25 protein-coding genes are annotated in these 23955 nt (G+C 64.7%); 8 read left to right on the top strand and 17 right to left on the bottom strand.

Annotated elements, in window-relative coordinates; genetic code table 11:
• Positions 1-50 precede the first annotated feature (50 nt).
• Entirely contained in the window at positions 51-986 is a 936-nt protein-coding gene (pcaQ, locus tag EP237_RS08805) for a pca operon transcription factor PcaQ (protein WP_127560223.1), read from the bottom strand.
• A gap of 96 nt (positions 987-1082) precedes the next feature.
• On the opposite strand from pcaQ, the gene pobA reads away from it, so the two are divergent.
• The 6 genes from pobA to EP237_RS08775 are packed head-to-tail and all read left to right on the top strand — an operon-like array spanning position 1083 to position 5700.
• Complete coding sequence (pobA, locus tag EP237_RS08800) at positions 1083-2252, top strand: 4-hydroxybenzoate 3-monooxygenase (protein WP_127560221.1); 1170 nt, start codon at positions 1083-1085, stop codon at positions 2250-2252.
• A complete protein-coding gene (gene pcaD, locus EP237_RS08795; protein ID WP_127560219.1) occupies positions 2252-3040 on the top strand; it encodes a 3-oxoadipate enol-lactonase in 789 nt (262 codons plus the stop codon). The genes pobA and pcaD overlap by 1 nt, the downstream gene beginning before the upstream one ends.
• Positions 3033-3410 carry a 4-carboxymuconolactone decarboxylase gene (gene pcaC / locus EP237_RS08790; protein ID WP_127560216.1) on the top strand — a complete coding sequence of 126 codons (378 nt, stop codon included), beginning with the start codon at positions 3033-3035 and terminating at the stop codon, positions 3408-3410. Before pcaD ends, pcaC begins: the two co-directional genes overlap by 8 nt.
• Before the next feature lie 47 nt (positions 3411-3457).
• Positions 3458-4186, top strand: a complete 729-nt coding sequence (gene pcaH, locus EP237_RS08785) for a protocatechuate 3,4-dioxygenase subunit beta (RefSeq protein WP_127560214.1) — start codon at positions 3458-3460, stop codon at positions 4184-4186.
• Positions 4186-4806 (top strand): protocatechuate 3,4-dioxygenase subunit alpha, encoded by a 621-nt coding sequence (gene pcaG / locus EP237_RS08780; protein WP_127560212.1) that lies wholly within the window; start codon positions 4186-4188, stop codon positions 4804-4806. The genes pcaH and pcaG overlap by 1 nt, the downstream gene beginning before the upstream one ends.
• 54 nt (positions 4807-4860) lie before the next feature.
• The gene (locus EP237_RS08775; protein WP_127560210.1) at positions 4861-5700 is read left to right on the top strand and encodes a 3-oxoadipate:acetyl-CoA acetyltransferase; all 840 of its coding nucleotides are present in this window, start codon (positions 4861-4863) and stop codon (positions 5698-5700) included.
• A 198-nt stretch (positions 5701-5898) separates the two neighbouring features.
• Here EP237_RS08775 and EP237_RS08770 read toward each other — a convergent pair whose 3' ends face one another.
• The 14 genes from EP237_RS08770 to EP237_RS08705 form a co-directional block, all read right to left on the bottom strand.
• Positions 5899-7467 carry an acyl-CoA dehydrogenase family protein gene (locus EP237_RS08770; protein WP_127560208.1) on the bottom strand — a complete coding sequence of 523 codons (1569 nt, stop codon included), beginning with the start codon at positions 7465-7467 and terminating at the stop codon, positions 5899-5901.
• 5 nt (positions 7468-7472) lie between these two features.
• Positions 7473-7931: a DUF3237 domain-containing protein gene (locus EP237_RS08765; protein WP_240661584.1), complete on the bottom strand. Its 459-nt coding sequence runs from the start codon at positions 7929-7931 to the stop codon at positions 7473-7475.
• Positions 7928-8800, bottom strand: coding sequence for an amidohydrolase family protein (locus EP237_RS08760; protein WP_127560206.1), 873 nt, complete (start codon positions 8798-8800; stop codon positions 7928-7930). The genes EP237_RS08765 and EP237_RS08760 overlap by 4 nt, the downstream gene beginning before the upstream one ends.
• A 12-nt stretch (positions 8801-8812) precedes the next feature.
• Positions 8813-10630, bottom strand: a complete 1818-nt coding sequence (locus EP237_RS08755; RefSeq protein WP_127560204.1) for a feruloyl-CoA synthase — start codon at positions 10628-10630, stop codon at positions 8813-8815.
• Between the two features lie 5 nt (positions 10631-10635).
• On the bottom strand, positions 10636-11109 hold the full coding sequence (locus tag EP237_RS08750) for a MarR family winged helix-turn-helix transcriptional regulator (RefSeq protein ID WP_240661582.1): 474 nt from the start codon (positions 11107-11109) through the stop codon (positions 10636-10638).
• Between the two features lie 5 nt (positions 11110-11114).
• Complete coding sequence (locus EP237_RS08745; protein WP_127560200.1) at positions 11115-11879, bottom strand: crotonase/enoyl-CoA hydratase family protein; 765 nt, start codon at positions 11877-11879, stop codon at positions 11115-11117.
• A gap of 10 nt (positions 11880-11889) precedes the next feature.
• Complete coding sequence (locus tag EP237_RS08740; protein WP_127560198.1) at positions 11890-12654, bottom strand: SDR family NAD(P)-dependent oxidoreductase; 765 nt, start codon at positions 12652-12654, stop codon at positions 11890-11892.
• Positions 12655-12752: 98 nt separating this feature from the next.
• Positions 12753-14243, bottom strand: a complete 1491-nt coding sequence (locus EP237_RS08735; protein ID WP_420812513.1) for a TRAP transporter large permease — start codon at positions 14241-14243, stop codon at positions 12753-12755.
• Between the two features lie 2 nt (positions 14244-14245).
• Complete coding sequence (locus EP237_RS08730) at positions 14246-14830, bottom strand: TRAP transporter small permease (RefSeq protein ID WP_127560194.1); 585 nt, start codon at positions 14828-14830, stop codon at positions 14246-14248.
• Between the two features lie 69 nt (positions 14831-14899).
• Complete coding sequence (locus tag EP237_RS08725) at positions 14900-15949, bottom strand: TRAP transporter substrate-binding protein (RefSeq protein WP_127560192.1); 1050 nt, start codon at positions 15947-15949, stop codon at positions 14900-14902.
• 213 nt (positions 15950-16162) lie between these two features.
• Positions 16163-17383, bottom strand: coding sequence for a 3-hydroxybenzoate 6-monooxygenase (locus EP237_RS08720; protein WP_127560190.1), 1221 nt, complete (start codon positions 17381-17383; stop codon positions 16163-16165).
• Between the two features lie 108 nt (positions 17384-17491).
• Positions 17492-18142 carry a maleylacetoacetate isomerase gene (gene maiA, locus EP237_RS08715; RefSeq protein WP_240661580.1) on the bottom strand — a complete coding sequence of 217 codons (651 nt, stop codon included), beginning with the start codon at positions 18140-18142 and terminating at the stop codon, positions 17492-17494.
• Positions 18139-18837 carry a fumarylacetoacetate hydrolase family protein gene (locus tag EP237_RS08710; RefSeq protein WP_127560188.1) on the bottom strand — a complete coding sequence of 233 codons (699 nt, stop codon included), beginning with the start codon at positions 18835-18837 and terminating at the stop codon, positions 18139-18141. The genes maiA and EP237_RS08710 overlap by 4 nt, the downstream gene beginning before the upstream one ends.
• Positions 18834-19871, bottom strand: coding sequence for a cupin domain-containing protein (locus EP237_RS08705; RefSeq protein WP_127560186.1), 1038 nt, complete (start codon positions 19869-19871; stop codon positions 18834-18836). Before EP237_RS08705 ends, EP237_RS08710 begins: the two co-directional genes overlap by 4 nt.
• 103 nt (positions 19872-19974) lie before the next feature.
• Between EP237_RS08705 and EP237_RS08700 the strand changes: the two genes are divergently transcribed.
• Together EP237_RS08700 and EP237_RS08695 are read left to right on the top strand one after the other, a co-directional pair.
• The gene (locus EP237_RS08700; protein WP_127560184.1) at positions 19975-20442 is read left to right on the top strand and encodes a MarR family winged helix-turn-helix transcriptional regulator; all 468 of its coding nucleotides are present in this window, start codon (positions 19975-19977) and stop codon (positions 20440-20442) included.
• A 50-nt stretch (positions 20443-20492) separates the two neighbouring features.
• The gene (locus tag EP237_RS08695) at positions 20493-21452 is read left to right on the top strand and encodes a formylglycine-generating enzyme family protein (protein WP_240661579.1); all 960 of its coding nucleotides are present in this window, start codon (positions 20493-20495) and stop codon (positions 21450-21452) included.
• A 93-nt stretch (positions 21453-21545) separates the two neighbouring features.
• Here the strand turns inward: EP237_RS08695 and nadC are convergent, their stop codons facing one another.
• A complete protein-coding gene (nadC, locus tag EP237_RS08690; RefSeq protein WP_127560182.1) occupies positions 21546-22394 on the bottom strand; it encodes a carboxylating nicotinate-nucleotide diphosphorylase in 849 nt (282 codons plus the stop codon).
• The gene (locus EP237_RS08685; RefSeq protein WP_127560180.1) at positions 22394-23950 is read right to left on the bottom strand and encodes an L-aspartate oxidase; all 1557 of its coding nucleotides are present in this window, start codon (positions 23948-23950) and stop codon (positions 22394-22396) included. Before EP237_RS08685 ends, nadC begins: the two co-directional genes overlap by 1 nt.
• Positions 23951-23955: the final 5 nt, after the last annotated feature.

Genomic DNA, 23955 nt, shown 5'->3' with positions numbered 1-23955 from the left:
TCAGCCCTGTTTCGCCAGCTCGGCCCGCATCACAGAGCCGCGCAGGAAGATCAGCCTGCCAGCCCCATCTGGGTGATCGCCCGCGTCAGGGCGGTCACGAACAGCCCCTCCTCGGCCCCCGGATCCGCATCCTCGCGGCGCAGCAGCCCGACCGGCCCCCGCGTCAGCCCGGTATCAAACGGCAGCCGCACTAGCCGACCCTCCGCCAGTTCGTTCCAGACCACCCCGCGAGAGATGATCCAGACCGCATCGCTTTCGCGGGTGTAGACCCGGCCAAAGGCCCCCGAAACCGTTTCCAGCGCCTTGGGCAGCGCGCCGATGCCATGGCCGATCAGGAACCGTTCCACCAGCGGCCGGATCGCGGCGGCAGCGGGCGGGTAGATGACCGGCCAATCGACGATATCCTCCAGCCGGGGGGCGTCGAGCAGCGGGTGACCGGGGCGCACCACGAAATCCACCTCTTCCTGATAAAGCTGCGTGAAGCTGAGGTTCTGCATGATCGACGGATCGCCAAGCCGACCGATCACCATGCTGACCGCACCGCTGCGCAGCTGGTCCACCAGATAGGCAATCGGCCCGTCCAGAACGCGCAGCGAGGACGAGGGCGACAGCCGCTCGAACTCCACCACCGCGCGAGGCAGCAGCGCGGCGGCGACCGAGGGCAGCGCGCCGATGCTGATCTGGGCCCGCTTGCCGGTGGCATCGAGCTGCGCAATGCCATCGAGCCCGTGATCGAGCGCCGACAGGCTCATATCCGCGAAATGGGCGAAGACCTGCCCCGCATCGGTCAGGCTGACCCCGGCACGGCTGCGCAGAAGCAGGGTTTTGCCGAGGATCTGCTCCAGCTCTTTCAGGGTCTTGGAAATGGCGGGCTGCGTCAGGTTCAACCGTTCCGCAGCGCGTTTCAGACTGCCCTGCCGCACGGTCTCGGTAAAGCACTGGATATGGCGCAGCTTGATGCGGCTGCGGATCGCTTTGTTATCCATTTGGGAAAGCATATCGCCCAACATGTCATTATTCACGCATAAACAGTTATGCTAAATCCAATCCAACAGGTCTAGGCTGATCTTTGGGAGGATGTCATGCGCAGTCAGGTTGTGATCATCGGGGGCGGACCGTCGGGGCTGTTGCTGGGTCAGCTTTTGCACCGCAAGGGCATCGACGCGGTGGTGCTGGAACGCAAGACCCGCGATTATGTGCTGGGTCGCATCCGCGCGGGCGTGTTGGAAACCGGTTTCGTCAACCTGATGCGCGAGGCGGGCGTGGCCGAGCGGATGGATGCCGAAAGCATCGTCCATGACGGCACGGTGATCGCCTATGGCGAGGATCAGTTCCGGGTGGATTTCGTTGAGGCAACCGGCGAAAGCGTCTTGGTCTACGGCCAGACCGAGCTGACCCGCGACCTCTATGATGCGCGCGAGGCCTGTGGGGCTGAGACGCTGTTCAACGTCGACAACGTGGTGATCAACGGGGCCGACAGCGACGCGCCTTACGTCACTTTCACCCATGAGGGCACCGAAAAGCGGATCGACTGCGACTTCATCGCTGGCTGCGACGGGTTCCACGGCGTCAGCCGCCAGACCATCCCGCTGACCGTCCGCAAGGAATACGAGAAGGTCTATCCCTTCGGCTGGCTCGGGCTGCTGTCCGACACGCCGCCGGTGCATGAGGAACTGATCTACTCCAACTCCGAGCGCGGTTTTGCCCTCTGCTCGCAACGCAGTTGGACGCGCAGCCGCTATTACATCCAGTGTTCGCTGTCCGATCATGCCGAGGATTGGTCCGATCAGATGTTCTGGGACGAGCTTCGCCGCCGCCTGCCGGCGGAAACCGCCGAAACGCTGGTCACCGGCCCCTCGATCGAAAAGAGCATCGCCCCCCTGCGCAGCTTCGTGACGGAACCGATGCGGTGGGGCCGGTTGTTCCTGTGCGGGGACGCCGCCCATATCGTGCCGCCCACGGGGGCCAAGGGGCTGAACACGGCAGCCTCCGACATCCATTACCTCTACCATGGGCTGATGCAGTTCTACGAGGAGAAGGACAGCGAGGGCATCGACCGCTATTCCGAAAAGGCGCTGGCGCGGATCTGGAAGGCGGAACGTTTCAGCTGGAACACCACGATGATGCTGCACCGTTTCCCCGACATGAACGGGTTCGACCTGAAGATGCAGCGCGCCGATCTGGAATTCCTGCGCGACAATCATGACGCACAGAAGGTCTTCGCCACCAACTATGTGGGGCTGCCCTTCTGATGCACGTCCTGGAAGCAAATGGCGTCAAGCTGAACTGGCGCGAGGATGGCGACCCGGCGGGAGTGCCGGTGGTCTTCGCCAATTCGCTCGGCACCGATATGCGGCTGTGGGACCAGATCCTGCCGCTTCTGCCCTCTGGCCTGCGGATCATCCGCTTTGACAAGCGCGGGCATGGGCTGTCGGACTGCCCCCATGCCCCTTACGCGATGGCGGATCTGATCGACGACGCCGAGGCGCTGCTGGATGGGTTGGGTGTGAGCGCCTGCGTCTTCGTGGGTCTTTCCATCGGCGGCATGATCGGTCAGGTGCTGGCCGCGCGCAGGCCAGACCTCATTCGCGCGCTGGTCCTGTCCAATACCGCCGCCAAGATGGGGGACGCTGCGATGTGGCAGACCCGTATCGACGCGATCCGCGCGGGCGGGATCGAGGCGTTGGCCGATGCGGTGATGGAACGCTGGTTTTCCCCCGCCTTCCTCGCCCGACCGGAGCTGATCGCCTGGCGTAATATGCTGACGCGCACGCCGTTGGAGGGCTATGTCGGCTGCTGCCACGCCATCGCGGGGGCAGACCTGACAGAGAGCACAAAGGCCCTGACCCTGCCCACGCTGGCCATCGCGGGAAGCGAAGACGGGGCCAGCCCGCCCGATCTGGTGCAGGGCACCGCCGGGATGATCGCGGGCAGCCGCTTTACCGTGATCGAGGGCGCGGGACATCTTCCTTGCGTCGAGGACCCCGCCACCTATGCCGCCCTGCTGACCGATTTCCTGAAGGAGCATGCCCATGTCTGACCGTTTTGAGACCGGCATGACCGTGCGCCGCAAGATCCTGGGCGACGCCCATGTGGACCGGGCCGAGGCTGCCAAGACCGATTTCGACACCCCCTTCCAGACCCTGATCACCGAAGGGGCCTGGGGCACGGTCTGGGCCTCCGACGGGATCAGCGACCGGGAACGGTCTATGCTGACCCTTGCCCTGCTGGCCGCCCTTGGGAATTTCGAGGAAATCCCCATGCATATCCGCGCCACCGCGCGCACCGGGGCCAGCAAACAGGATGTGCTGGAAGCCTTCCAGCACGTCGCCATCTATGCCGGTGTCCCGCGTGCCAATCACGCGCTGAAACTGGCCAAGCAGACCTATGACGAGATGGAAAAAGAGTAATCCGGGAAACGCGCGATATTTCCCAGCCTTGAAGGAGGAGCGCCGCAATGACCAAGCCAGGCGAATACTATCAGCGGGACCGGATGTGGCATCCCCCCGCCTATGACAAGGACTACAAGACCAGCGTTACGCGCAGTCCGCAATATTCGCTGATCTCGCTGCAGAACTCGGTCAGCGAGATCACCGGGCCGACCTTCGGTCACAACGATGTGGACCCGCTCGATAACGACCTGATCAAGAACTACGCACAGCCGGGTCAAAGCCCCATCGGGGAACGGATCATCGTCCATGGCCGTGTGCTGGATGAAAACGGTCGCCCCGTGCCGAACACGCTGGTCGAGGTCTGGCAGGCCAATGCGGGCGGGCGCTACCGCCACAAGAAAGACACCTATCTTGCCCCGATCGACCCGAATTTCGGCGGCTGCGGACGCACGATCACCGACGAAAACGGCTATTACTTCTTCCGCACGGTCAAGCCCGGCGCCTATCCATGGCGCAACTGGGTCAATGACTGGCGGCCTGCACATATCCACCTGTCGATCTTCGGGCACGCTTTCGCACAACGGCTGATCACCCAGATGTATTTCGAGGGCGATCCGCTGATCGCGTCCTGTCCCATCGTCAACACGATCCGCGACAAGGCCGCCGTCGGCCAGTTGATCGCGGCGCTCGACAAGAATGCGACGATCCCGCTCGACAGCATCGCCTACAAGTTCGACATCGTGCTGCGCGGGCGGCGGTCGACCATGTTCGAAAACCGGCTGGAGGGGAACTGATGACCCAATCTCTCGATTACCTGAAGGAAACCGCCTCTCAGACCGCCGGACCTTACGTCCATATCGGACTTGCCCCCGGCGCGGCGGGCTTTGACATCTACCGACAGGAACTGGGCTGGGACATCGCCGGACCCAATGCCAGGGGCGAGCGTATCCGCGTCGAGGGCATCGTGATCGACGGCACCGGCAGCCCGGTCAAGGATGTGCTGCTGGAGGCGTGGCAGGCCAACGCGGATGGCATCTACGCGCATCCCGAAGGCGGCGGCGAGGTGGAAGACGGCTTTCGCGGTTGGGGTCGCGTGATCACCGATTTCGCCACCGGCGAATGGGGGTTCGACACGGTCAAGCCGGGATCCACGCCCGGTCGCAATATCGGCCCGCAAGCCCCGCATATCAACCTGTGGATCGTGGCGCGCGGCATCAATATCGGGCTGAATACGCGGCTCTATTTCGAGGACGAGGCCGAAGCCAATGCCGCCGACCCGGTGCTGAACCTGATCGAATGGGAACGCCGCCGCGCGACGCTCATCGCCAAGCGAACGGAACGCGACGGGCAAACGGTCTATCGGTTCGACATCAGGCTGCAGGGCGAGGAAGAAACCGTCTTCTTCGACATTTGACGAATGACCGGCCCGGCGGCAGGATCGCCGGGCCAAGCTATCGGGAATCGCGACATGAATAACCCTTGCATCATTTGCGTGGCGATCACCGGATCGGTCCCCACCAAGGCCAACAATCCTGCGGTGCCGATCACGGTCGAGGAACAGATCGAGAGCACGCAGGAGGCGTTCGAGGCGGGCGCGTCCATTGCCCATTGCCATGTGCGCAACGATGACGGGACGCCCACCAGCGACCCGGAGAAATTCGGCCGCCTGATGGAGGGGCTGCAAAAGCATTGCCCCGGCATGATCGTGCAACTGTCGACCGGTGGTCGCTCGGGCGCGGGACAGGCGCGGGGTGGAATGCTGCCACTGGCGCCCGACATGGCGTCGCTGTCGGTTGGGTCGAACAACTTCCCGACGCGGGTCTATGAAAACCCGCCCGATCTGGTGGCATGGCTCGCCTCGGAGATGATAAAGTATAACGTGAAGCCCGAGATAGAAGCCTTTGATCTGTCGCATATTTTCCAAGCAAAGCTGATGCAGGACCGGGGCGAACTGCAAGGCACGCCATATGTGCAGTTCGTCATGGGCGTGAAGAACGCCATGCCGGTGGACCGCGAGGTGTTCGACTTCTACATCCGCACGGTGAAACGGCTGTTCGGAGAAGACGCGCCCTGGTGCGCCGCAGGGATCGGACCCAACCAGATCGTGGTGAATGAATGGGCGATTGCTGCGGGTGGTCACGCGCGCACGGGGCTCGAAGACAACATGCGGCTCGACCGCGAAAGGCTCGCCCCCTCCAACGCGGCACTGGTCGCGCGGGCTGTGGAGCTGTGTGAAAAATACGAGCGTCCGGTGGCCAGCTGGCAGCAGGCGCGGGAGATCCTTGGCCTGCCGTTAGAGCACGCCTGAAAACGGGGGGGTGCCGGGCGTACACCCCCCGTACACCCCCTATACACCCCCCGTGCATATGTAACCGCGATTTCGCCGTGCCTTCGGCACGTCGATCCGCGCGGCCCTGACGGGCCGCGATCCGGTTCTGGGAAAGGGGGCTCTGCTCCCGTCGCCCAAGGGCGACTCCCCCGAGGTATTTTTCCCAAGCTGAAAGGATCAGAGCCCCAGCCTCGCGGCATGTGCCGGGGCAAAGCTGCGGGCGGTGCGGATCCCTTCCTCGGCCAGCTGCCTGATCCGCGTGGGGTCGGGGTGATGATCCGCAGCCTTCGCGATCCGGGCGTAGAGCGCCGCCAGAAGCGTGTGGATCGTCAGCGCCATGACATCATGCGCAAGGGGCGTCGGATCCGCTGCCTTTTGCAGATACGCGCGGGCGCGCTGCCAGAGCGGCAGCAACCCGGCATGATCTTCGCCTTGCAGGAAGGCGTCAAACGCCGCCCCCGGCGCGCCCGTCAGAAGCCGGGTGGCGAGCATCCGTTCATGAATGCCATTCGCGCCCTCATAGATCGCGGTGATGCGAGCGTCCCGATAGGTCTGTTCCAGCCGGTATTCCGACAGGTAACCATAGCCGCCAAGCACCTGCATCCCCAGTTCCGCCGCACGCATGCCGGCTTCGGTGCAGGCGACTTTTGCGACGGGGGTCAGGAAGTCCACGAGATCGGGCGCGTCGCCCCGGTCCATCGCCACAAAGGCGAGGTGGCAGATCGCGCGGCCACCCATGGCGCGCGTGTCGATCTCGGTCAGGATGCGCTGCACATCGGCGTGATCGGCAAGCGTCGCGGGGCTGCCATCGGGCTTGCGTCCCTGCTGGCGTTCAGCGGCGTAGTGGCTCGCCACATCATAGGCGCGCGCGGCATGGGCCACGCCCTGCAGGGCCACATCGGCGCGGGCGTGGTTCATCATGGTGAACATGGCGTGAAGACCCTGCCCTTCGGCCCCGATCAGCTCCGCTTCAGCGCCATCGAAGGCCAGCTGGCAGGTGGGCGAGGCGTGAAGGCCCATCTTCTCCTCGATCCGGGTCACGGTGACGCTGTTGCGGGTGCCGTCGGCCTTCGTGGACGGGCAGAGGAAGAGCGACAGGCCCTTGACGCCATTATCCGAGGTGCGGGCGAGGACGAGGTGCAGGATCTCCTCGCTCATGTCCTGATCACCGCCGGAGATGAAGATCTTCTCGCCGCTGATCTGCCAGGTGGTCCCGTCTTGCACCGCGCGACAGCGGATACGGGAGAGGTCCGATCCCGCGCCCGGTTCGGTCAGGCACATGGTGGCAAGCGTGTTCCCACTGGCCAGGCCCGGGATATGGCGCGCCTGCTGCTCATTGGTGCCGAAACGGGTCAGCACGCGGATCGCGCCGGGCACAAGGCCGGTGACCATCTGCAGGGAATGGTTGGCGCCGGAGAAGATCTCGGAGGTGATCGCCAGCATCAGCGCGCCCATGCCCTGTCCGCCATGGTCCTCGGGCGCGGTGAGGCCGGGCCAGCCCTGCTCGGCATAGGCCTTGTAGACCGCGCCGAAGCCATCGGGCATCCGCACCCGGCCGTTTTCCAGCCGGCAGCCCTGCCGGTCGCCCGGTTCATCGAGGGGTGCGATTTCCCCTTCTGCGAAGGCCGCGAAATGGGCGCCGATTTCACGCGCCATCTCCGCGTCCCAGTCTGGCGTGCTGTCCGCACCGGCCACGTGGGTGAGCGTGAAGAGGATATCGTCAAGCGGGGCGGTGAAGGGTTTCATCGGGGTTACTCCACCGCGAAAAGATGCATCTCGACGCCCGCGGCACCGCGCGCCCCGCGGCCGACGAGGATCAGGTGATTGACCCAAGTGTAGCGCGGATCGCCGCTTTCCAGCCTTGCGGTGGTGCGGAAATAGTAATCGGCGGGGTCCACGGCCTCGCCCTTGGCGAGCCGCGCCATCACCTCGGGCGGGCCGTGGCGAACGCCCTTGTTGACGATCTCGATGAGCGCGCCATCATCGGTTTCCATCGCGTAGCGCGTGTCGATATCGGCGGCGCCATCGGCAAAGACCGTCTGCCAGTCGGCGCCGAGGGTCAGGATCGTGCCCGCGATCCGCCCCGTGACCGTGCCGCCGGTGATCGGAATGATCCGCCGCTGCCCGGCGCGGCCCGGCCCCATCTCGCGCAAGGGGCCAAGCTGCACGTGAAGGGTGCAGAAGGGCGTCAGGCGCGGGGCCTCCATCATTCGAGCCCCAGAAGCCGGGCGGCATTGCCCTTGATGATATCCGGGCGCAGCTCGTCCTTGATGGCGATCTTCTCGAAATCCGAGAGCCAGCGTTCGGGCGTGATCATTGGCCAGTCGGAGCCGAAGAGCACCTTCTTTCGAAGGATCGAGTTGCAGTATTTCACGAGGATCTCGGGGAAATACTTGGGCGACCAGCCGGAGAGGTCGATATAGACATTGGGCTTGTGCTGCGCGACGGCGAGCGCCTCCTCCTGCCAGGGGAAAGAGGGGTGCGCGAGGATGATCTTGAGGTCGGGGAAATCGACCGCGACGTCATCCATATACATCGGGTTCGAGTATTTCAGGCGCATCCCGTTGCCGCCGGGCATGCCGCTGCCGACCCCGGTCTGGCCGGTGTGGAACAGGGCGATGCCGCCTTCCTCCTCGATCGCGCGGTAGAGGTCGTAGGCGATGCGGTCATTGGGGTAGAAGCCCTGCATCGTGGGGTGAAACTTGAAGCCCTTGATGCCGAAGTCGCGCATCAGGCGCTTGGCCTCGCGCACGCCCATCTTGCCCTTCCACGGGTCGATGGAGGCGAAGGGGATCAGCACGTCGGAGTTCTCCGCCGCCAGCTCCGCCACTTCCTCATTCTTGTAGCGCCGGTAGCCGGTTTCGCGTTCCGCATCGACGGGGAAGATCACGGCGGCGATGTTCTGTTCGCGGTAGTGTTGGGCCGTTTCCGGCACGGTTGGGGGGTGTTGCCAGGGCGCGCGGAAATACTGCGCCATCGTGGCCTGCAGGTCGTCATAGCCGTCATCGGCGTGGCAGCCGCAGGGTTCCTCGGCATGGGTGTGGATGTCGATGGCGCGGATTTTTGTCAGGTCTACCATGGGTTTGGCCCTTCAGATCGTGGTGACGCAAGGATCGCTGTCGGCATAGAGCCGGGCCAGCAGATCGGCCCGCCGGGTCAGAACCTTGCGGAAATTGAGATTGCCCTTGGCGGTCATCTCGCCTTCGGGCATCGAGGGCGGTTCGGCCAGCACGATGGCGCGGGCGACGCGGGTGGAACTGCCGCTGATCTCGCGGGCGCGTTCGGCCAGGCGGCGGTGGATCTCACCAAGCAGCGCGGGGTCCGACAGTGCACCGGCATCGGACGCGTCCGAGAATCCCTCGGATTTCAGCTCGCCCATATTGGGGAAGATCATCACCCCGATCTGGTCGCGGTCCGCCCCGGTGATCACGAGGTCGGCGGCCAGCGGCGACAGGCAGGTCAGCATGTCGATGCGCAGTTGCGCCGCGCGCACCCAGGTGCCCGTGAGCAGCTTGAAATCCTCGGAAATCCGGCCGTCGAACTTCATGCCCTTGTTGGGAGTGTCAGGGTCGATGAACACCATCGCGTCGCCGGTGACAAAGAAGCCCTCATCGTCGAAGGCCTCCGCCGATTTCTCCGGCGCTTCGAAATAGCCGGGCATGATGTTCGGCCCCTTCACCCGCGCCTCACAGCGCATCTCGGCGTTAGGCAGCAGTTTCACCGTGCAGCCCGGCAGCGGCACGCCGACAACGCCCGACCGGTCAATCGGCTCGTGCTGCAGCATCACGGCGGGGCCTGTTTCGGTCAGGCCCCAGCTTGTGGTGATCATCGGCACCTCGCCCTTGATCTCCATCGCCATTGCCTCGAAGCCCTGCCAGACCTCCTGCGGCAGGGACGCGCCGGCGTAGAAGATCAGGTCGAGATCCTCGAAGAAGCGGCGGCGCAAGGCATCATCGGCCTTCAGCGCCTTGAGCAACATCCCGTAGCCCACGGGCACGTTGAAACTGAGCGTGCCGGTCGTCAGGCGCAGGTTTTCCACCGTCCGCTCGAACAGCCCCGGCACCGGCTTGCCATCGTCGATATAGAGCGAACCGCCATTGGCCAGCATCATGTTGAAATTATGCGAGCCGCCAAAGACGTGGTTCCAAGGCAGCCAGTCCACGATGCGCGGCGGGCGGGCGCGCAGCATCGGCAGGGCATCGGCCAGCTGCGTCTGGTTCACGCACATCATGGCTTGCGTCGTCAGCACCCCCTTGGGCGAGGAGGTGGAGCCCGAGGTCATCAGGATCTTGGCCACGGTCGCAGGTGTCACCGCGTCGAAGGCGGCGTCGATATCGGTGCTGTCATCGCCCTGCAACAGCGTCTCGAACGCCGTCACGCCGGGGCGGCCATGGGTGTGGCTCGCGACAATCTCCACCCCGTCGAAACAGTCGAGCTCCAGCGCCTCGCCGTAATGCGCGGCATCGACGGTAAAGGCCATGGCGGGGCGGACAAGTTCGACCGCGTGGCGCAACCGGCCATGGGCGCCGTGGATCAGCGAGTATTGCTCGGCCACCGGCACAATGGGCACACCCGCATATTGGCCTGCCAGCGACAGCAAGCCATGGTCCACCCCATTGCCCGACAGGATCAGGATCGGCCGATCACCATCCAGCCCCCGCGCCAGCAGGCTTTCGGCCAGCGCCCGCACCATCTGCAACGCCTCGCGATAGGTCACGGTCCGCCAGCCCGCGCCGCTGCGTTCGGCCAGGAACACCCGGTCGGGCGCTTCGATGGCCCAACGGTGCAGCCAGTCGCCAGTGCGCCGCATCACGGGGCCAAGCGGGATGTCCGAGTGCAGCAGGATCGACCCGTCAGGCCGCACGTTGCGTGTCACGGAATGGGGCAGGAAATCGGTGGTGCGCTTCATGGCGGTCATTCCTTTGTGCCTTTGGCTTCGATCCGGCGCAGAACGTCCAGAACCTGCGCGTATTCCGTCATCCCCACCCCCTGAAGCAGCCGCGCCTCATGGGATGTCACCGCCTCAATCGCGCGCGCGCAAAGCTGCCGCCCGGCCAATGTGGGCACCAGCGCATAAGCGCGCCGGTCGGTCGGCACCTTCTCGCGCAGGATCAGTTCTCGGCGCTCCAGCTCGTCGATGATGACGACCAGATTGGGGCGTTCGATATCCATCGCGTCGGCCAGCTGCGACTGGCGCAGGCCGGGGTTGTCGACGATCAGGACAAGCGCCGAATAGGTGATCATCCGCAGGTCAAAGGGTTTCAGCGTGTTGGCCAGATCCGCCTGCACCACGTTGAAGGCGCGCTTCATGTGGTAGCCGACGAAGCCGCGCAGGGTGGCGTCGGAGACATGGTCCACGACAGGCGGGGCGGGATTGGGCTTGCTCATGCGGGTCATCCGAAATCGGGCGCGCGTTTCTGCAGGAAGGCCTGCAACCCCTCCAGCGCATGCGGGCTGGTCTGGGTCAGCGCGGCGCAGAGGCTTTCGGTGAAGAGCCCATCCGCCTTGGCCATATCCTCAATGCGGGAAATCGCTTGGATCATGATGTAGTTGGACAGGGGCGCGTTCGATGCGATCTGTGCGGCCAGTTTCCGCGCCAGCGGCAGCGCCTCGCCCTCGCCGACGCTGTAATGCGTGAGGCCAAGGGCCAGCCCCTCGTCCGCCCCGTATTTGCGGCCCGTCAGCATCATCTCGACCATACGGTCGGCGCCCAGAATGCGGCCGACACGCACGGAGGCGCCACCACCCACATAAATGCCGCGCTTGCCTTCAGGCAGTTGGAAGATCGTCGACGGCTCTGCAATCCGCACATGGGTGGAGGTCGCCATTTCCAGCCCGCCGCCGATCACCGCGCCGAACATGGCCGAGACCACCGGCAGCCCGCCATACTGGATCTTGTCCATGATCGCGTGCCAGCCCCGCGAATGGCGCATGGTGCCTTCCGCGTCGCGCTGCTGATGTTCCGACAGGTCGAGGCCGGAGCAGTAATGGCCTTCGGTCCCGGTCAGGATGACCACTTTCACCCCCTCGGGCGGGTTGGAAAAGAAGGCGTCGATGGCCGTAAGCAGCTCATCGCACATGGCGTTGCGCTTGCCGGGGCGGTTCATGGTGAGGGTGGCGATGCCGTCCTCGATCTCGATCTTCAGAATGTCGGACATGGGGTAACCTTCAGCGCGGCGGCAGCCGGACCGCGCCGTCAAGGCGGATCGTGGTGCCGTTGAGATAGGGGTTTTCGATGATCTGGGCCGCCATCAACGCATATTCCTGCGGCTGGCCGAGCCGCGCCGGGAAGGGGATATTCGCGGTGATCTGGGCGGTGACCTCTTCCGGCAGACCCTCCATCATCGGGGTGTGGAAAAGGCCCGGCGCGATGGCCATGACGCGGATGCCCTGCTTGGCAAACTCTCGTGCGGCGGGCAGGCACATGGCGGCAATCGCCCCCTTGGAGGCCGCATAGGCCGCCTGACCCAACTGACCGTCCTGATAGGCGACGGAGGCTGTGTTGACGATGACACCGCGTTCGCCGGTCTCGGTCGGGTCAAGATCGGACATCAGCCGGGCGGCGTGGCTCATCACGTTATAGGTGCCGAACAGGTTGACCCGCAGGGTGCGTTCGAAGACGTCGAAGGACAGCTTGCCCTCGCGCCCGACGATCCGCGCCGCAAGGCCCACACCCGCGCAATTGACCGCGATGCGCGCCGCCTGACCGAAATGCGCGGCCACCTGCGCCACCGCCACACCGACGGCGGGTTCGTCGCCCACGTCCAGTTGCACGGCGATGCCGCCGATCTCTGCCGCGACAGCTTCGGCCCGCGCGCCGTCATAATCGAGGATCGCGACCTTCGCCCCCTGCCCCGCCAGATGCCGTGCGGTCGCGGCCCCGAGCCCCGACCCGCCGCCTGTGACGATGGCCACCTGATCCTGAATGCGCATGGGTTTTGCCTTTCTCTTTCATCTCATAATAGTTATGTCACATAACGATATGCGACGCAAGAACCCCCGGCACCAGGGCATCGGGGGTCCGAGACCGCCTAAAGCGGCAGCAAAAACAGTGTGATCGCCGGGAACAGAACCAGGATCACCACGCGCACCAGGTCCGAGGTGACGAAATACATCACCGCCTTGTAGGTCTCGACCATCGGCGTTTCCCGGTCCATCGCGTTGATGATGAAGAGGTTCATGCCAACCGGCGGGGTGATCAGCCCGACCTCGACCACGATCAGCACGAGGATACCGAACCAGATCGCGGTTCTGGTGGTGGCCACGTCCTCCAGCTGGAATTGCGTGACCGGGCGCATGCCCAGTTCGCGGAACTGGTCGCGGGTCAGCTCGGTGCCTGCCGCGAGCAGATCCTGCGCCTGTCGTATCAGCTCTGGCGCTGCATCCAGCCCCTGCGCGATGGCCGCATCCAGCCGGACGCTTTGCAGGCCGATCATGTCGACAAGGCCGAAATCCAGCACCGAGATCACCGGGAAGAAGATCGGGATCGTCAGAAGGATCATCGAAAGCGAGTCCATAAGGCAGCCGAAGACGAGGTAGAAGATCAGGATCAGCGCGAGGATCATCCAGGGGCTGAAGCCCTGCGCCAGCACGAATTCCGACAGGGTCTGCGGCACCTGGCTGAGCGCAAGGAAGCCGTTATAGAGATGCGCGCCGAGCACGATGAAGAAGATCATCGCGGTGCCGATGGCGGTGGCGATGATGCTTTCCTTGAACACTTTCCAAGTCAGCGTGCCGTTGAAGAAGGCAATCAGACCGGTCCCGAACGCCCCCACCGAGGCGCCCTCGGTCGGTGTGAACCAGCCCAGATAGATGCCGCCGACAACAAGGCCGAAGACAAGGATCACCGGCCAGACATCGACCATGGCGCGGAAGCGCTCGGCCATGGGCACGGGCGGGCGGGTGCCTGCCGCCTTGGGGTTCACCCGCACATAGATCGAGATGGTCAGGATATAGCCAAGCGCCGCGAGGATGCCCGGCACCAGTGCCGCGAGGAAGAGAGAGGCGATGTTCTGTTCCGTCAGGATCGCATAGATCACCAGAATGACCGACGGCGGGATCAGGATGCCAAGCGTGCCGCCCGCGGCCAGCGTGGCCGTCGAAAAGCCGCCGGAATAGCCGTAGCGCTTGAGTTCAGGCAATGCCACGCGGCCCATGGTGGCGGCGGTGGCCAGCGATGAGCCGCAGATCGCCCCAAAGCCCGCGCAGGCCCCGACCGAGGCCATGGCGACCCCGCCCTTGCGATGACCAAGCCAGCTTTCGGCAGCCTTGAAAAGCGACGTGGACATGCCCGACAGGGTCGCGAACTGCCCCATCAGCAAGAACATCGGCACGATGGACAGCGAATAGCTGGAAAAGGTGGTGAAGGTTTCCGTCTTCAGCCGCGCCATGAACATCGAGGTGTCGCCGGTGGCCATCCACAGCCCGCCCACGCCCGCCAGGAACATGGCTAGGCCAATGGGCATACGCAGGAAGATCAGCAGAAGAAGGACCGGGAAGGACCAGGCCCCAAGCTCGAACATCGTCAATGGACCGCCCCCCCGGAGCCAGGAAGAATGGCGCGACCGCTGACCAGCTCGATCACGCGGGCCACGGCGCAATAAAGGCCGACCAGAGAGGTCACGAGGGCCGCGACGAGGCTGGCGGCATAGGCCCACCAGACCGGGTATTGCAGCAGGAACGAGGTCTGCCCGTTATTGTATTTGTCCATCATGCCTTCATAAAGCTGCACGGTGATCAGGATCAGGACGCCGGTCAGAACCACTTCCCACAGCGTCTGGAGAAACTTGTTGACGCCCGAGGGCATCAGCGAGGTGAAGACATCCACCGCTGCATGGCCGCCATAGAGCTGGCAGATGGGCAGGAAGCAGAAGATCACGAAGGCAATGCCGGATTCGACGACCTCGAAATCGCCCTCGATCGGGCCGACACCGGTGCCGATCAGCCATTCGGCAAAGCCGCCCGCGACGCCGGTCAGCCAATCGGAATTACCGAACGTGTTCAGCCCGCGCCCAAGGACGCTGACGAAAACGAGGATCACCAGAACGGTCAGGATCATTCCACCGAGAACGGCCATGCCACGGGCCAGCCGGTCCACCAGATTGGGCATCTCACCCCCCATCACTTGCAGATAGAATACGGCCCCCGCATGCCTTCAGGCGCACGGGGGCCGGTTCGATCAGGCGCTGTATTCCGCGATCAGCGCGCGGGCCTCGGCCAGAAGGCCGGTGCCGTCCATGCCGGCTTCGTCCATCTCGGCGACCCAGTTGTCGATGGTGGGCTGCGCCGCTTCGCGCCACATGTCCACTTCGGCCTCGGTCAGTTCGATGATGTTGTTGCCACGGTCCTCTGCCGCCATGCGCGAGGGTTCGTCGAACTCCTGCATGGTGCGACCGGCCCATTCGGACGTGTCCGCGCCGGAATTGGCGTCGATCACCGCCTGAAGGTCGGCGGGCAGCGCGTCATAGCTGGCCTGGTTCATCGCGAAGATGAACGAGGTGGTGTAGAGCGAGGCATTCGGGAAGATGGTGTGGTTTTCCACCAGTTCCTGAACGCGCAGGATGCCCACGACCTCCCACGGGATGACGGTCGCATCGACCACGCCGCGCGACAGCGCTTCCGGGATCGCCGGAACCGGCATGCCGACGGTGGTGGCGCCGAGGTTCGAGAACATGGCGTTGGTCACGCGGGTCGGTGCGCGCAGCTTGACGCCGTTGAGGTCCGCAGGGGTGCGGATCGGATCGGCGGAGTGGATCAGACCGGGGCCATGGACCCAGACGGCGATCGGCTTGAAGGCTGCGAAATCGGCATCCATCATGTGACGCTCGGCCATGGTCCAGTAGGCGCGGCTGGTCGGCCCGGCGGAGGTCATCATGAAGGGCAGTTCGAACACCTCGGTGCGCGGGAAGCGGCCGGGGGTGTAGCCCGCCACGGTCCAGACCACATCGGCGATGCCGTCGATGGCCTGGTCGATCAGATCGGGGGGCGTGCCGCCGAGCTGCATGGAGGGGTAGCGTTCCACGGTAATGCGGCCGCCGGACTGTTCCTCGATGGCATCGGCCCAGGGGTCCAGCACCTGTGCGGGGATGTTGGCCTGCGCGGGCAGGAACTGGTGCAGGCGCAGGGTAAATTCATTGGCGCGCGCTGCCTTGGGCAGAACGGTTGCGCCAATGACGGCCATACCGGCGGCGCCGGTGGTCTTCATCAGGTTACGACGAGTAATGGTCATTGTCGGTTTCCTCCCTTTTGACCGAAGCGTAGCCGCAAATTCGAGCGGATACACATGATTCTATCTCGAACAGATCTTCCTCCGCCAATTTAGATATACGACATAACTATTTTTGTCGATACCATTTCAACCGGCGCATTTATTCCCCGATTTCGTTTCAAATAAAACGACCAACCGTTCGGTAACCTAATTTTCTGTCTCGCGCAACGGGTTTCATGCAAGCCTGTTGCGCAGGGTTTCCGACGACACCGCCCCATCGAGCCCGGTGGAGCCATAAAGCCAGGCGATCATGTCGTACCATTCCTCGGGGCTGCGGGCGCTCATCACCGCGTTGCGCAGTTCCGCATGGGCGCCGGAGGCGTGGTAGATATGGTCCCCGATCTCGCGCGATTGCAGCTGGATGCGCGCGGTGCGCAGGCGGCGCATCTCCTGATAGGCGGGGAAGGCGCGAGTGGCATCGCCGGAACAGGCCTCCATCTGGTGGGCCAGCGCCACCGCGTCCTCCATCGCCATGCAGGCGCCTTGCGCGAAATATTGCAGCTGCGGGTGGGCCGCATCGCCAAGCAGCACCACGCGCCCATCCTGCCAGTTCATTACCGGGTCGCGGTCACACAGGACCCAGAGCTTCCAGTCCCTGCCCTTCTCGATGATCTGGCGCGCGACCGGATTCACATGCTCGAAGCCCCGGCGCACCTCGTCATGGCTGACAGGCTTGCCCGCCACAGGCTCCGGCGCGTCGTTGTGATAGGTGACCACGAGGTTAAAGAGCTTCCAGCCCGAGAGCGGATAATGCACGATATGGCATTTCGGCCCGGCCCAAAGGGTGGCGGCGTTCCAGCGCAGATCCTCGGGCATATCCTCGACCGGAATGACGCTGCGATAGGTGGTGTGGCCCGACACACGCGGCTTGCCGTCCCCCACCACCCGCTTGCGGATGTTGGACCAGAGCCCGTCCGCCCCAACCAGCGCGCTGCCCGTAACCCGTTCGCCGTTCTCAAGGATTGCCGTTGCGCTGCTGTCGTCCTGTTCATAATCGGCAACGCCCGCATTGGTACGCAGTTCCACCAGGTCATGCTCGATACAAGCCCGCAGGAAAACCCCGTGCAGATCGCCGCGATGCACCACCGCGTAGGGGTTGCCGAAGCGGGTGCGGAAGGCATCGTCCAGCGGGATGCGGGTGATCTCATTCCCGCTGATCGCATCCATCAGGCGCAGGTTGTCGATATAGACCGCCATGTTGCGGGCCGCGTCGCCAACGCCCAGGTAGTCGAAGGCATGAAAGGCATTAGGGCCAAGCTGAATGCCCGCGCCGATCTCTCCCAGCTCCGGGGCCTTTTCCAGCACCAGCGAGCGGATGCCCTTCTGCGCCAGCCCAATGGCCGTCGCCAGCCCGCCAATGCCGCCGCCGGCGATGATGATCCTGTCTTGTGCCATGTCGTGCACTCCTTCTCGAAGCATGACTTTCCCGTTCGCCCAAGTAAACTGACAGTTTGGGCGGGATGGTTTCCGTTTCGGGAAACTGATGTGATCTGTTGCGGGGCCCTACGGCTCCGCGTCGGGTTGCAGGCCGGGGGCCGCGTCGGCGAAGGCGGTGAGCCGCTGACAGGCGTCATAGACCGCGTTCACCCGTTTGAGATGGCTGATATCAAGCTTGAACCGCGCCGCTGAAAAGACCTGCGGGACAAGGCAGATATCAGCGAGCCCCGGCGTGTCGCCAAAGCAGAAGCTGCCGCCATGGGTCTGCTTGGCAAGCAATGCCTCACACGCCTCCAGCCCGTCGCCGATCCAGCGCTGGCACCAGGCGTCTTTCACCGCCTGATCGGCGCCGAAATGCTGTTCCAGATAGTCCAGCACGCGCAGATTTTGCAGGGGATGCACATCACAGGCGATGACCTGTGCAAAACCCCGGACCTGCGCGCGCAGATCCGTGTCAGAGGGCAGCAGCGCGGGGTCGGGATAGGTCTCATCCAGCCATTCCACGATGGCCAGCGATTGCGTCAAGACCAGCCCGTCGGCCTCCAACGCGGGCACCAGCGCCTGCGGATTCAGCGCGCGGAAGGCAGGGCTTTTCTGCTCCCCCCCGCCCCGGCGCAGATGCACCGAGGTGAAGTCATGCGCCACGCCCTTGAGGTTCAGCGCAATGCGCAGCCGGTAGGCAGAGGAGCTGCGGAAATATCCGTGAACGTGGATCATTCCGGTGCGCCGATGGTGAGGGAAATCGGCTCCAACCCATCCACGCCGCCGGTGATCACGTCGCCCGCCACCACGGGGCCAACACCTGCGGGCGTACCGGTCATGATCACATCGCCGGGGGCGAGGTGGTAGAATTTCGACAGGTCCGCGACGATTTCGGCCACGCCGTGGATGAGATCGGACAGCAAAGCGTCCTGCCTGACCTCTCCATTCACCTCCAAATGGATGCGTTGCGGGCCGATCTCTCCCATCTCCTCGGCTTTGGTCAGACCGGTCAGCACTGCAGACCCTTCCACATCCTTGCCCAGATCCCAGGGCCGCTGCTTGGCGCGGGCGGCCAGCTGCAGGTCGCGGCGGGTCATGTCGAGACCGCAGCCATAGGCGTAGATCGCTGATGCCGCGTCCGCGACCGAGGCGCGGAAGACGGGTTTGCCGATGACCAGCACCAGCTCCATTTCATAGTGAAAGTTTTCGGTCCCCGGCGGGTAAGGCAGGGTCGATCCGCTGGCCAGCACTGCCTGTAGCGATTTGGTGAAGTAGAAGGGCGCCTCGCGGTCGACCTCCACCCCCATCTCGGCGGCATGGGCGGCGTAGTTGCGCCCCACGCAGAAGATGCGGTGCACCGGGTATTGGGCCACCTCGCCCTTCACCGGAAGGGACTGCACCTTAGGGGTGTCGAAGAGATAATCGGTCATCGCGCGCGTTCCTCGTAGTAACCTAGCTTTTCCTGAAGCGGGCGGTCATGGACGCGCACCAGATAGGCGTCTTCCCCCGCTTCATGGGTGATCTCGGCGAAAACTGGGGCGGTGAAGGTATCTTTCGGACCCCACTCGATGGTTTCGCCGTTGATGGTGGTTTTGCCCTGTCCCTTGACCACATGGAAGGCCGCAGAGGAAGACCGCAACGGCGGCGCGTGGCGCTGACCCGCCCCGATCCGCATCGCGGTGAAGCCCATGGTGGGCAGCACATCGGCCCCGGTTTCGGGGTTCACATAGTCCAGTTCGGCGCAGTCACCATCGGTGTAGGCGGCCATTTCGTTCAAGGCGGCCTCGGTCCGGCCCCAGGGGTAGCGCATCATCGGGTAGCGGCGCGGGCCTGCGCCAAGTTTGCGGCTCGGGGCGAGGCCTGACGAAAGGTACTCCACCTGGCTGGCATCGGGGCGGTTGCGCTGCGCCTGAAGCGGGCCTTCGGTGGCGTAGGAGCCTTCGAGATAAACGAAAAGCGGCAGGTCGAGCGCGTCGAGCCAGACAACGGGTTCGGTTCCCTCATGTCCGTGATCATGCCATTCGCCACCGGGGGTCAGCACCAGATCGCCCTCCTCCATCGGCAGCTTCTCCCCGTCCACCACGGTATAACCGCCAGTGCCTTCCACCACGATCCGCACGGCGGAGGGCGTATGGACATGGGCCGGCGCGGTTTCACCCGGCAGCAGCAGTTGCAGCCCGAGATAGATCGAGGCGGTCGCCTGCATCGCCCCTGCCCCGCGACCGGGATCCGAGAGGACCAGAACCCGACGCTCGGCCTTTTCGACCGGCGTCAGCTCGCCCGCGCGCAGCAACAGCGGGCGGACGGCGGCATAGCTCCAGTGCCCCGGCCTGGTGACCGGGTTGGGGGCACCATGGGGCAACACGTTGCGCATCATCGGCCAGAGCGGCGCGACCCCCGCTGCGGTCATGTCATCGCGATAGTCCTGCGGCAGCTCTTCCAACGTGCCCAATTGCTCGCCCATGGCGTCCTCCCTTGGATTCGATATAATAAGCATGCTGATTATTAGCATGCTTGTCAACTCTCCCGCGTTTCGCCTATCCTGATGATCCAAGCAGGAGGCCGGGATGGTCGAAATCTACAACATGGCCGGGCATCTTGTGCGCAGGCTGAACCAGATCTCGGTGGCGATCTTCGCGGACCGGATGGCGGCTGAGGGTGTGGAGCTGACGCCTGTGCAGTTCGCGGCGCTGTCGGCAATCGACGCCCGTCCCGGCATTGCGCAGGCGGCCCTTGCGGGCGCGATTGCCTATGACCAGACGACGCTTGGCGGCGTGATCGACCGGCTGGAACAGAAGGGCTTCGTCGCGCGCGAGGTCAGCCCGACGGACCGCCGCGCACGGGTTCTGACGGTCACACGGTCCGGGCAAGACCTGCTGGCGCGGGTGCGCCCCGTGGTGCGGGATCTGCAGGGGGATATCCTCTCTGGGCTCGACGAGGATGAAAAAGCACAGCTTCTGGCGCTGCTGAAAAAGACCACCGACGCGGGCAATGGCAAGAGCCGCGCCCCGCTGGCGCCACGCGACAAACGCTAGGGACAGCCGGACTGGACGCGGCCGCAGATTCCCTTCATGACTTCGGAAACATGACCACGAAATCCCCGATGACCGCCTCCGACCCCCCAAAGCCCTGCTGCACCCCGGCCCGAGACGGGACGGCATCCCCTGCCCCTGCCATCACGCGCAGTCAGGGTGACAGTGGCAAGGCCGAGGCAGTGCCCATTCCGGGCGGCAGCGCCCTCGTCGGAACCGCCCGACCAGGACTGCCGATGGATGGGGAAAGCCCACTACGGCGCAAACGGATCAAGCCCTTTGCCATCGACGCGACCACTGTGACCAACGCCCGCTTCGCCCAGTTTGTCGCCGAAACCGGCTATGTCACGGAGGCGGAGCGTTTTGGGAACTCCTTCGTCTTCTTCAGCTTCCTGCCACCAGATGCCCCGCCCACCCAAGGCGTGGTCGGAACCGAATGGTGGCGCATGGTCGACGGGGCCAGCTGGCGACTGCCGCATGGGCCATCAGTGCCCGACGCGTATCACGAGGATCACCCTGTCGTGCAGGTCAGCTGGACTGACGCACAGGCCTTTGCCACCTGGGCCGGGGGGCGATTGCCAACCGAGGCGGAATGGGAACACGCCGCGCGTGGCGGGCTTGGCGACGTGCGCTTTCCCTGGGGCGACGCGGAGCCCGACGACACCGATTACATGCCCTGCAACATCTGGCAAGGCAGCTTCCCGCATCGCAACACCGGCGCTGACGGGTTTCTTGCCACCGCGCCTGCCCGATCCTATCAGCCCAATGGTTACGGGCTTTACAACATGGTGGGCAATGTCTGGGAATGGACGGCGGAGCCCTTCCGGGTGAAGTCGCTCAAGAAAGCCAGCCAAGCGGCGCATCGGGGCAAGGACGGCTACAAGCTGCAGAAGGGCGGCTCGTTCCTCTGCCATATCTCCTATTGCTACCGATATCGCATCGCGGCCCGCCACGGGAATGCGCCTGATACAGCCACGCCGCATCAGGGATTCCGGTTGGTTTACGACCTCTGAGCAGGGCGTGAAAAATCTTCTGGAAGATTTTTGCGCCAGACGCGCCCGCATTCGAAAAGCTTTCTGGAAAACTTTTCTCTGCGTCTCCGGTGATCAGAAATCGAGACCGAGATCCAGGGTCCTGGCGGAATGGGTCAGCGCCCCGGAGGAGATGTAGTCGACCCCTGTCGCGGCGACCTCTGCGATGCGCGGCAAGGTCATGTTGCCCGACGCTTCGGTGACCATGCGGCCTGCAACCATGTTCACCGCCTGCCGCAGGGTTGGCGTGTCCATATTGTCGAGCAGCACCACATCAGCCCCGCCGACCTCCAACACCTCGGCCAGCTGGTCGAGCGTATCGACCTCGATCTCCACCCGCATCATGTGGGACGCGCTCGCCTTCGCCGCCTCCAGCACCGCGCGCACGCCGCCCGCGGCCGCGATATGGTTGTCTTTTATAAGAATGGCATCCGACAGGCTGAAGCGGTGGTTGAAGCCACCGCCATGCAGCACCGCCTGTTTTTCGACGATGCGCAGCCCCGGCGTGGTCTTGCGCGTGCAGGTGATGCGGGTCTGGGTGCCCTTGGTTTGCGTGACGAATTGTGCGGTCAGAGTCGCGATCCCCGACAGCCGGCCCGCGAAATTGAGCGCCACCCGCTCGCCCGACAGGATCGAGGCGGCGCTGCCCTTGATCGTCATCAGCGTGTCGCCGGGAGCGCAGGGCGAGCCGTCGGGGCGCAGCACCGCCACCTCCAGCATCGGGTCGACGAGGTGAAAGGCCAGCCGCGCGATCTGCATGCCGGATACGACGCCCTCTGCCCGCGCATTCAGCCGGGCATCATAGGTGACATCGGCGGGGATCACGGCGCGCGTGGTCACGTCGCCATAGGTGCCGAGATCTTCCATCAGCGCGGCGCGCACCAGCGGTTCCAGGATCAGGTCGGGCAGGTCGGCATGCTGCATTACGCGGTGTCCTTTGCGGCGGCATCTCGGATCGCTATGGCGTCCGGCAGGTGGATCAGGGTGCGATGCGCGAGATCGGGGTTGGGCTCGGGAAAGTCATCTCGCCAGTGGCCGCCCCGGCTTTCTTCCCGCGCGAGGGCTGCGGCGGCAATTAGCGTGGCGGTGGCGGTCATGTTGAGAAAGCTGGGGTCGTCCGCGTGATCCGCTTCCAGCCGCGCGATGGTGGCAAGGGCCGTTTTCAGTCCCTCGGCGGTGCGGCGTACCCCGACATATGTCGTCATGGTCTGGCGCAGGTCCGCCACCGCGTCAGGGTCAGGCATGCTGCCGCCATCGGGGAAGCGGATGGCCACGGGTGCCGCTTCGGTCAGAGGCACGCTGTCTGCGATGTCACTCGCGGCGTTGCGGGCGTAGACCAGTGCCTCCAGCAGCCCGTTCGAGGCCAGCCGGTTGGCACCATGCAGGCCGGTCGACGACGCCTCGCCACAGACCCAGAGCCCTTGCAGGCTGGTCCGACCGGCCTTATCCGCCGCGATTCCGCCCATGTGGTAATGGGCAGCCACGGCCACCGGGATGGGCTCCGACACCGGGTCGATCCCGGCGCGGGCGCAGGTTTCGGCAACCGCGGGGAACATTGTCAGCACACGCGCCCCGAGCGCTGTGCGGGTGTCCAGCATCGGGCGGTTCCCGGCCTGGGTTTCAGCAAAGATCGCGCGGGCGACGATATCGCGGGGGGCAAGTTCCGCATCGGGGTGCACGTCGAGCATGAAGCGCTCGCCCGTCTTGTTGATGAGCGTGGCACCTTCGCCACGCAGGGCCTCGGTCGCCAGCGGCGCAGGGTCCTCGCCGATATCGAAGCCCGTGGGATGGAACTGCACGAATTCCGGATCGGCCATCAGCGCACCGGCACGCGCCGCCATGCCGATCACCTGCCCGCGAATACGCGGCGGGTTGGTGGTATGGGCGTAGAGCCCGCCAGAGCCGCCGCCCGCCAGCAGCACGGCGGGAGTCTCTATCAGCACTTCGCCTGACGGCGCGCCGGAGGAGGCAATCCAGACCCCGGTGACCAAATCGCGCTCCGTTTCCAGCCGTGTCACCAACGCGCCTTCGATGACCTGAACGGACGGCGTGGCGCGCAGCGCGGCGATCAGCGTCTCCATGATCTGCTTGCCCGCCTGATCGCCCTGCACGCGCACGACGCGGGCGGCGGAATGGGCGGCCTCGCGGCTCATGACATAGCCGCCCTCGGCGTCGCGGTCGAAGGGGGTGCCAAGGCTGGTGAGGTCGAGGATATGGTCGCGTGCGACGCGGGTGACCATCGCGGCGACCTCGGCGTCTACCGTCCCTGCCCCGGCCTTCACCGTGTCGGCGGCATGCGCCTCGGGGCTGTCACTGACCGCCATGGCAGCGGCCACGCCCCCTTGCGCCCAGGCACTGGAGGCCCCGTCGCCCAAGGCCTCCGGCGAGATCATCAGGACCGGGCGCGGCGCCAGTTCCAGCGCGGCATAAAGCGCGCCGAGGCCCGCGCCGACAATCACGATACGCTTGGTGCGGATCACTTGGC

The sequence above is a fragment of the Nioella ostreopsis genome (genome assembly GCF_004000255.1).
Taxonomy (GTDB): domain Bacteria; phylum Pseudomonadota; class Alphaproteobacteria; order Rhodobacterales; family Rhodobacteraceae; genus Nioella; species Nioella ostreopsis.
The sequence above is the reverse complement of the archived record's forward strand: the minus strand, read 5'-3'. Positions and strand labels throughout refer to the sequence as shown.

Bases quoted from the DNA above. Each gene is read 5' to 3' on its own strand.
- maiA (WP_240661580.1), bottom strand. From the start codon at position 18,142: ATGATCCACGTTCACGGATATTTCCGCAGCTCCTCTGCCTACCGGCTG.
- EP237_RS08735 (WP_420812513.1), bottom strand. From the start codon at position 14,243: ATGTTCGAGCTTGGGGCCTGGTCCTTCCCGGTCCTTCTTCTGCTGATC.
- EP237_RS08695 (WP_240661579.1), top strand. From the start codon at position 20,493: ATGACCACGAAATCCCCGATGACCGCCTCCGACCCCCCAAAGCCCTGC.
- EP237_RS08750 (WP_240661582.1), bottom strand. From the start codon at position 11,109: ATGAGCAAGCCCAATCCCGCCCCGCCTGTCGTGGACCATGTCTCCGAC.
- EP237_RS08760 (WP_127560206.1), bottom strand. From the start codon at position 8,800: ATGGTAGACCTGACAAAAATCCGCGCCATCGACATCCACACCCATGCC.
- EP237_RS08725 (WP_127560192.1), bottom strand. From the start codon at position 15,949: ATGACCATTACTCGTCGTAACCTGATGAAGACCACCGGCGCCGCCGGT.
- EP237_RS08740 (WP_127560198.1), bottom strand. From the start codon at position 12,654: ATGCGCATTCAGGATCAGGTGGCCATCGTCACAGGCGGCGGGTCGGGG.
- EP237_RS08720 (WP_127560190.1), bottom strand. From the start codon at position 17,383: ATGGCACAAGACAGGATCATCATCGCCGGCGGCGGCATTGGCGGGCTG.
- pcaQ (WP_127560223.1), bottom strand. From the start codon at position 986: ATGGATAACAAAGCGATCCGCAGCCGCATCAAGCTGCGCCATATCCAG.
- nadC (WP_127560182.1), bottom strand. From the start codon at position 22,394: ATGCAGCATGCCGACCTGCCCGACCTGATCCTGGAACCGCTGGTGCGC.
- pcaC (WP_127560216.1), top strand. From the start codon at position 3,033: ATGTCTGACCGTTTTGAGACCGGCATGACCGTGCGCCGCAAGATCCTG.
- EP237_RS08730 (WP_127560194.1), bottom strand. From the start codon at position 14,830: ATGCCCAATCTGGTGGACCGGCTGGCCCGTGGCATGGCCGTTCTCGGT.
- EP237_RS08700 (WP_127560184.1), top strand. From the start codon at position 19,975: ATGGTCGAAATCTACAACATGGCCGGGCATCTTGTGCGCAGGCTGAAC.
- pcaG (WP_127560212.1), top strand. From the start codon at position 4,186: ATGACCCAATCTCTCGATTACCTGAAGGAAACCGCCTCTCAGACCGCC.
- EP237_RS08755 (WP_127560204.1), bottom strand. From the start codon at position 10,630: ATGAAGCGCACCACCGATTTCCTGCCCCATTCCGTGACACGCAACGTG.
- EP237_RS08705 (WP_127560186.1), bottom strand. From the start codon at position 19,871: ATGGGCGAGCAATTGGGCACGTTGGAAGAGCTGCCGCAGGACTATCGC.
- pcaD (WP_127560219.1), top strand. From the start codon at position 2,252: ATGCACGTCCTGGAAGCAAATGGCGTCAAGCTGAACTGGCGCGAGGAT.
- EP237_RS08745 (WP_127560200.1), bottom strand. From the start codon at position 11,879: ATGTCCGACATTCTGAAGATCGAGATCGAGGACGGCATCGCCACCCTC.
- pcaH (WP_127560214.1), top strand. From the start codon at position 3,458: ATGACCAAGCCAGGCGAATACTATCAGCGGGACCGGATGTGGCATCCC.
- pobA (WP_127560221.1), top strand. From the start codon at position 1,083: ATGCGCAGTCAGGTTGTGATCATCGGGGGCGGACCGTCGGGGCTGTTG.
- EP237_RS08765 (WP_240661584.1), bottom strand. From the start codon at position 7,931: ATGATGGAGGCCCCGCGCCTGACGCCCTTCTGCACCCTTCACGTGCAG.
- EP237_RS08775 (WP_127560210.1), top strand. From the start codon at position 4,861: ATGAATAACCCTTGCATCATTTGCGTGGCGATCACCGGATCGGTCCCC.
- EP237_RS08770 (WP_127560208.1), bottom strand. From the start codon at position 7,467: ATGAAACCCTTCACCGCCCCGCTTGACGATATCCTCTTCACGCTCACC.
- EP237_RS08710 (WP_127560188.1), bottom strand. From the start codon at position 18,837: ATGACCGATTATCTCTTCGACACCCCTAAGGTGCAGTCCCTTCCGGTG.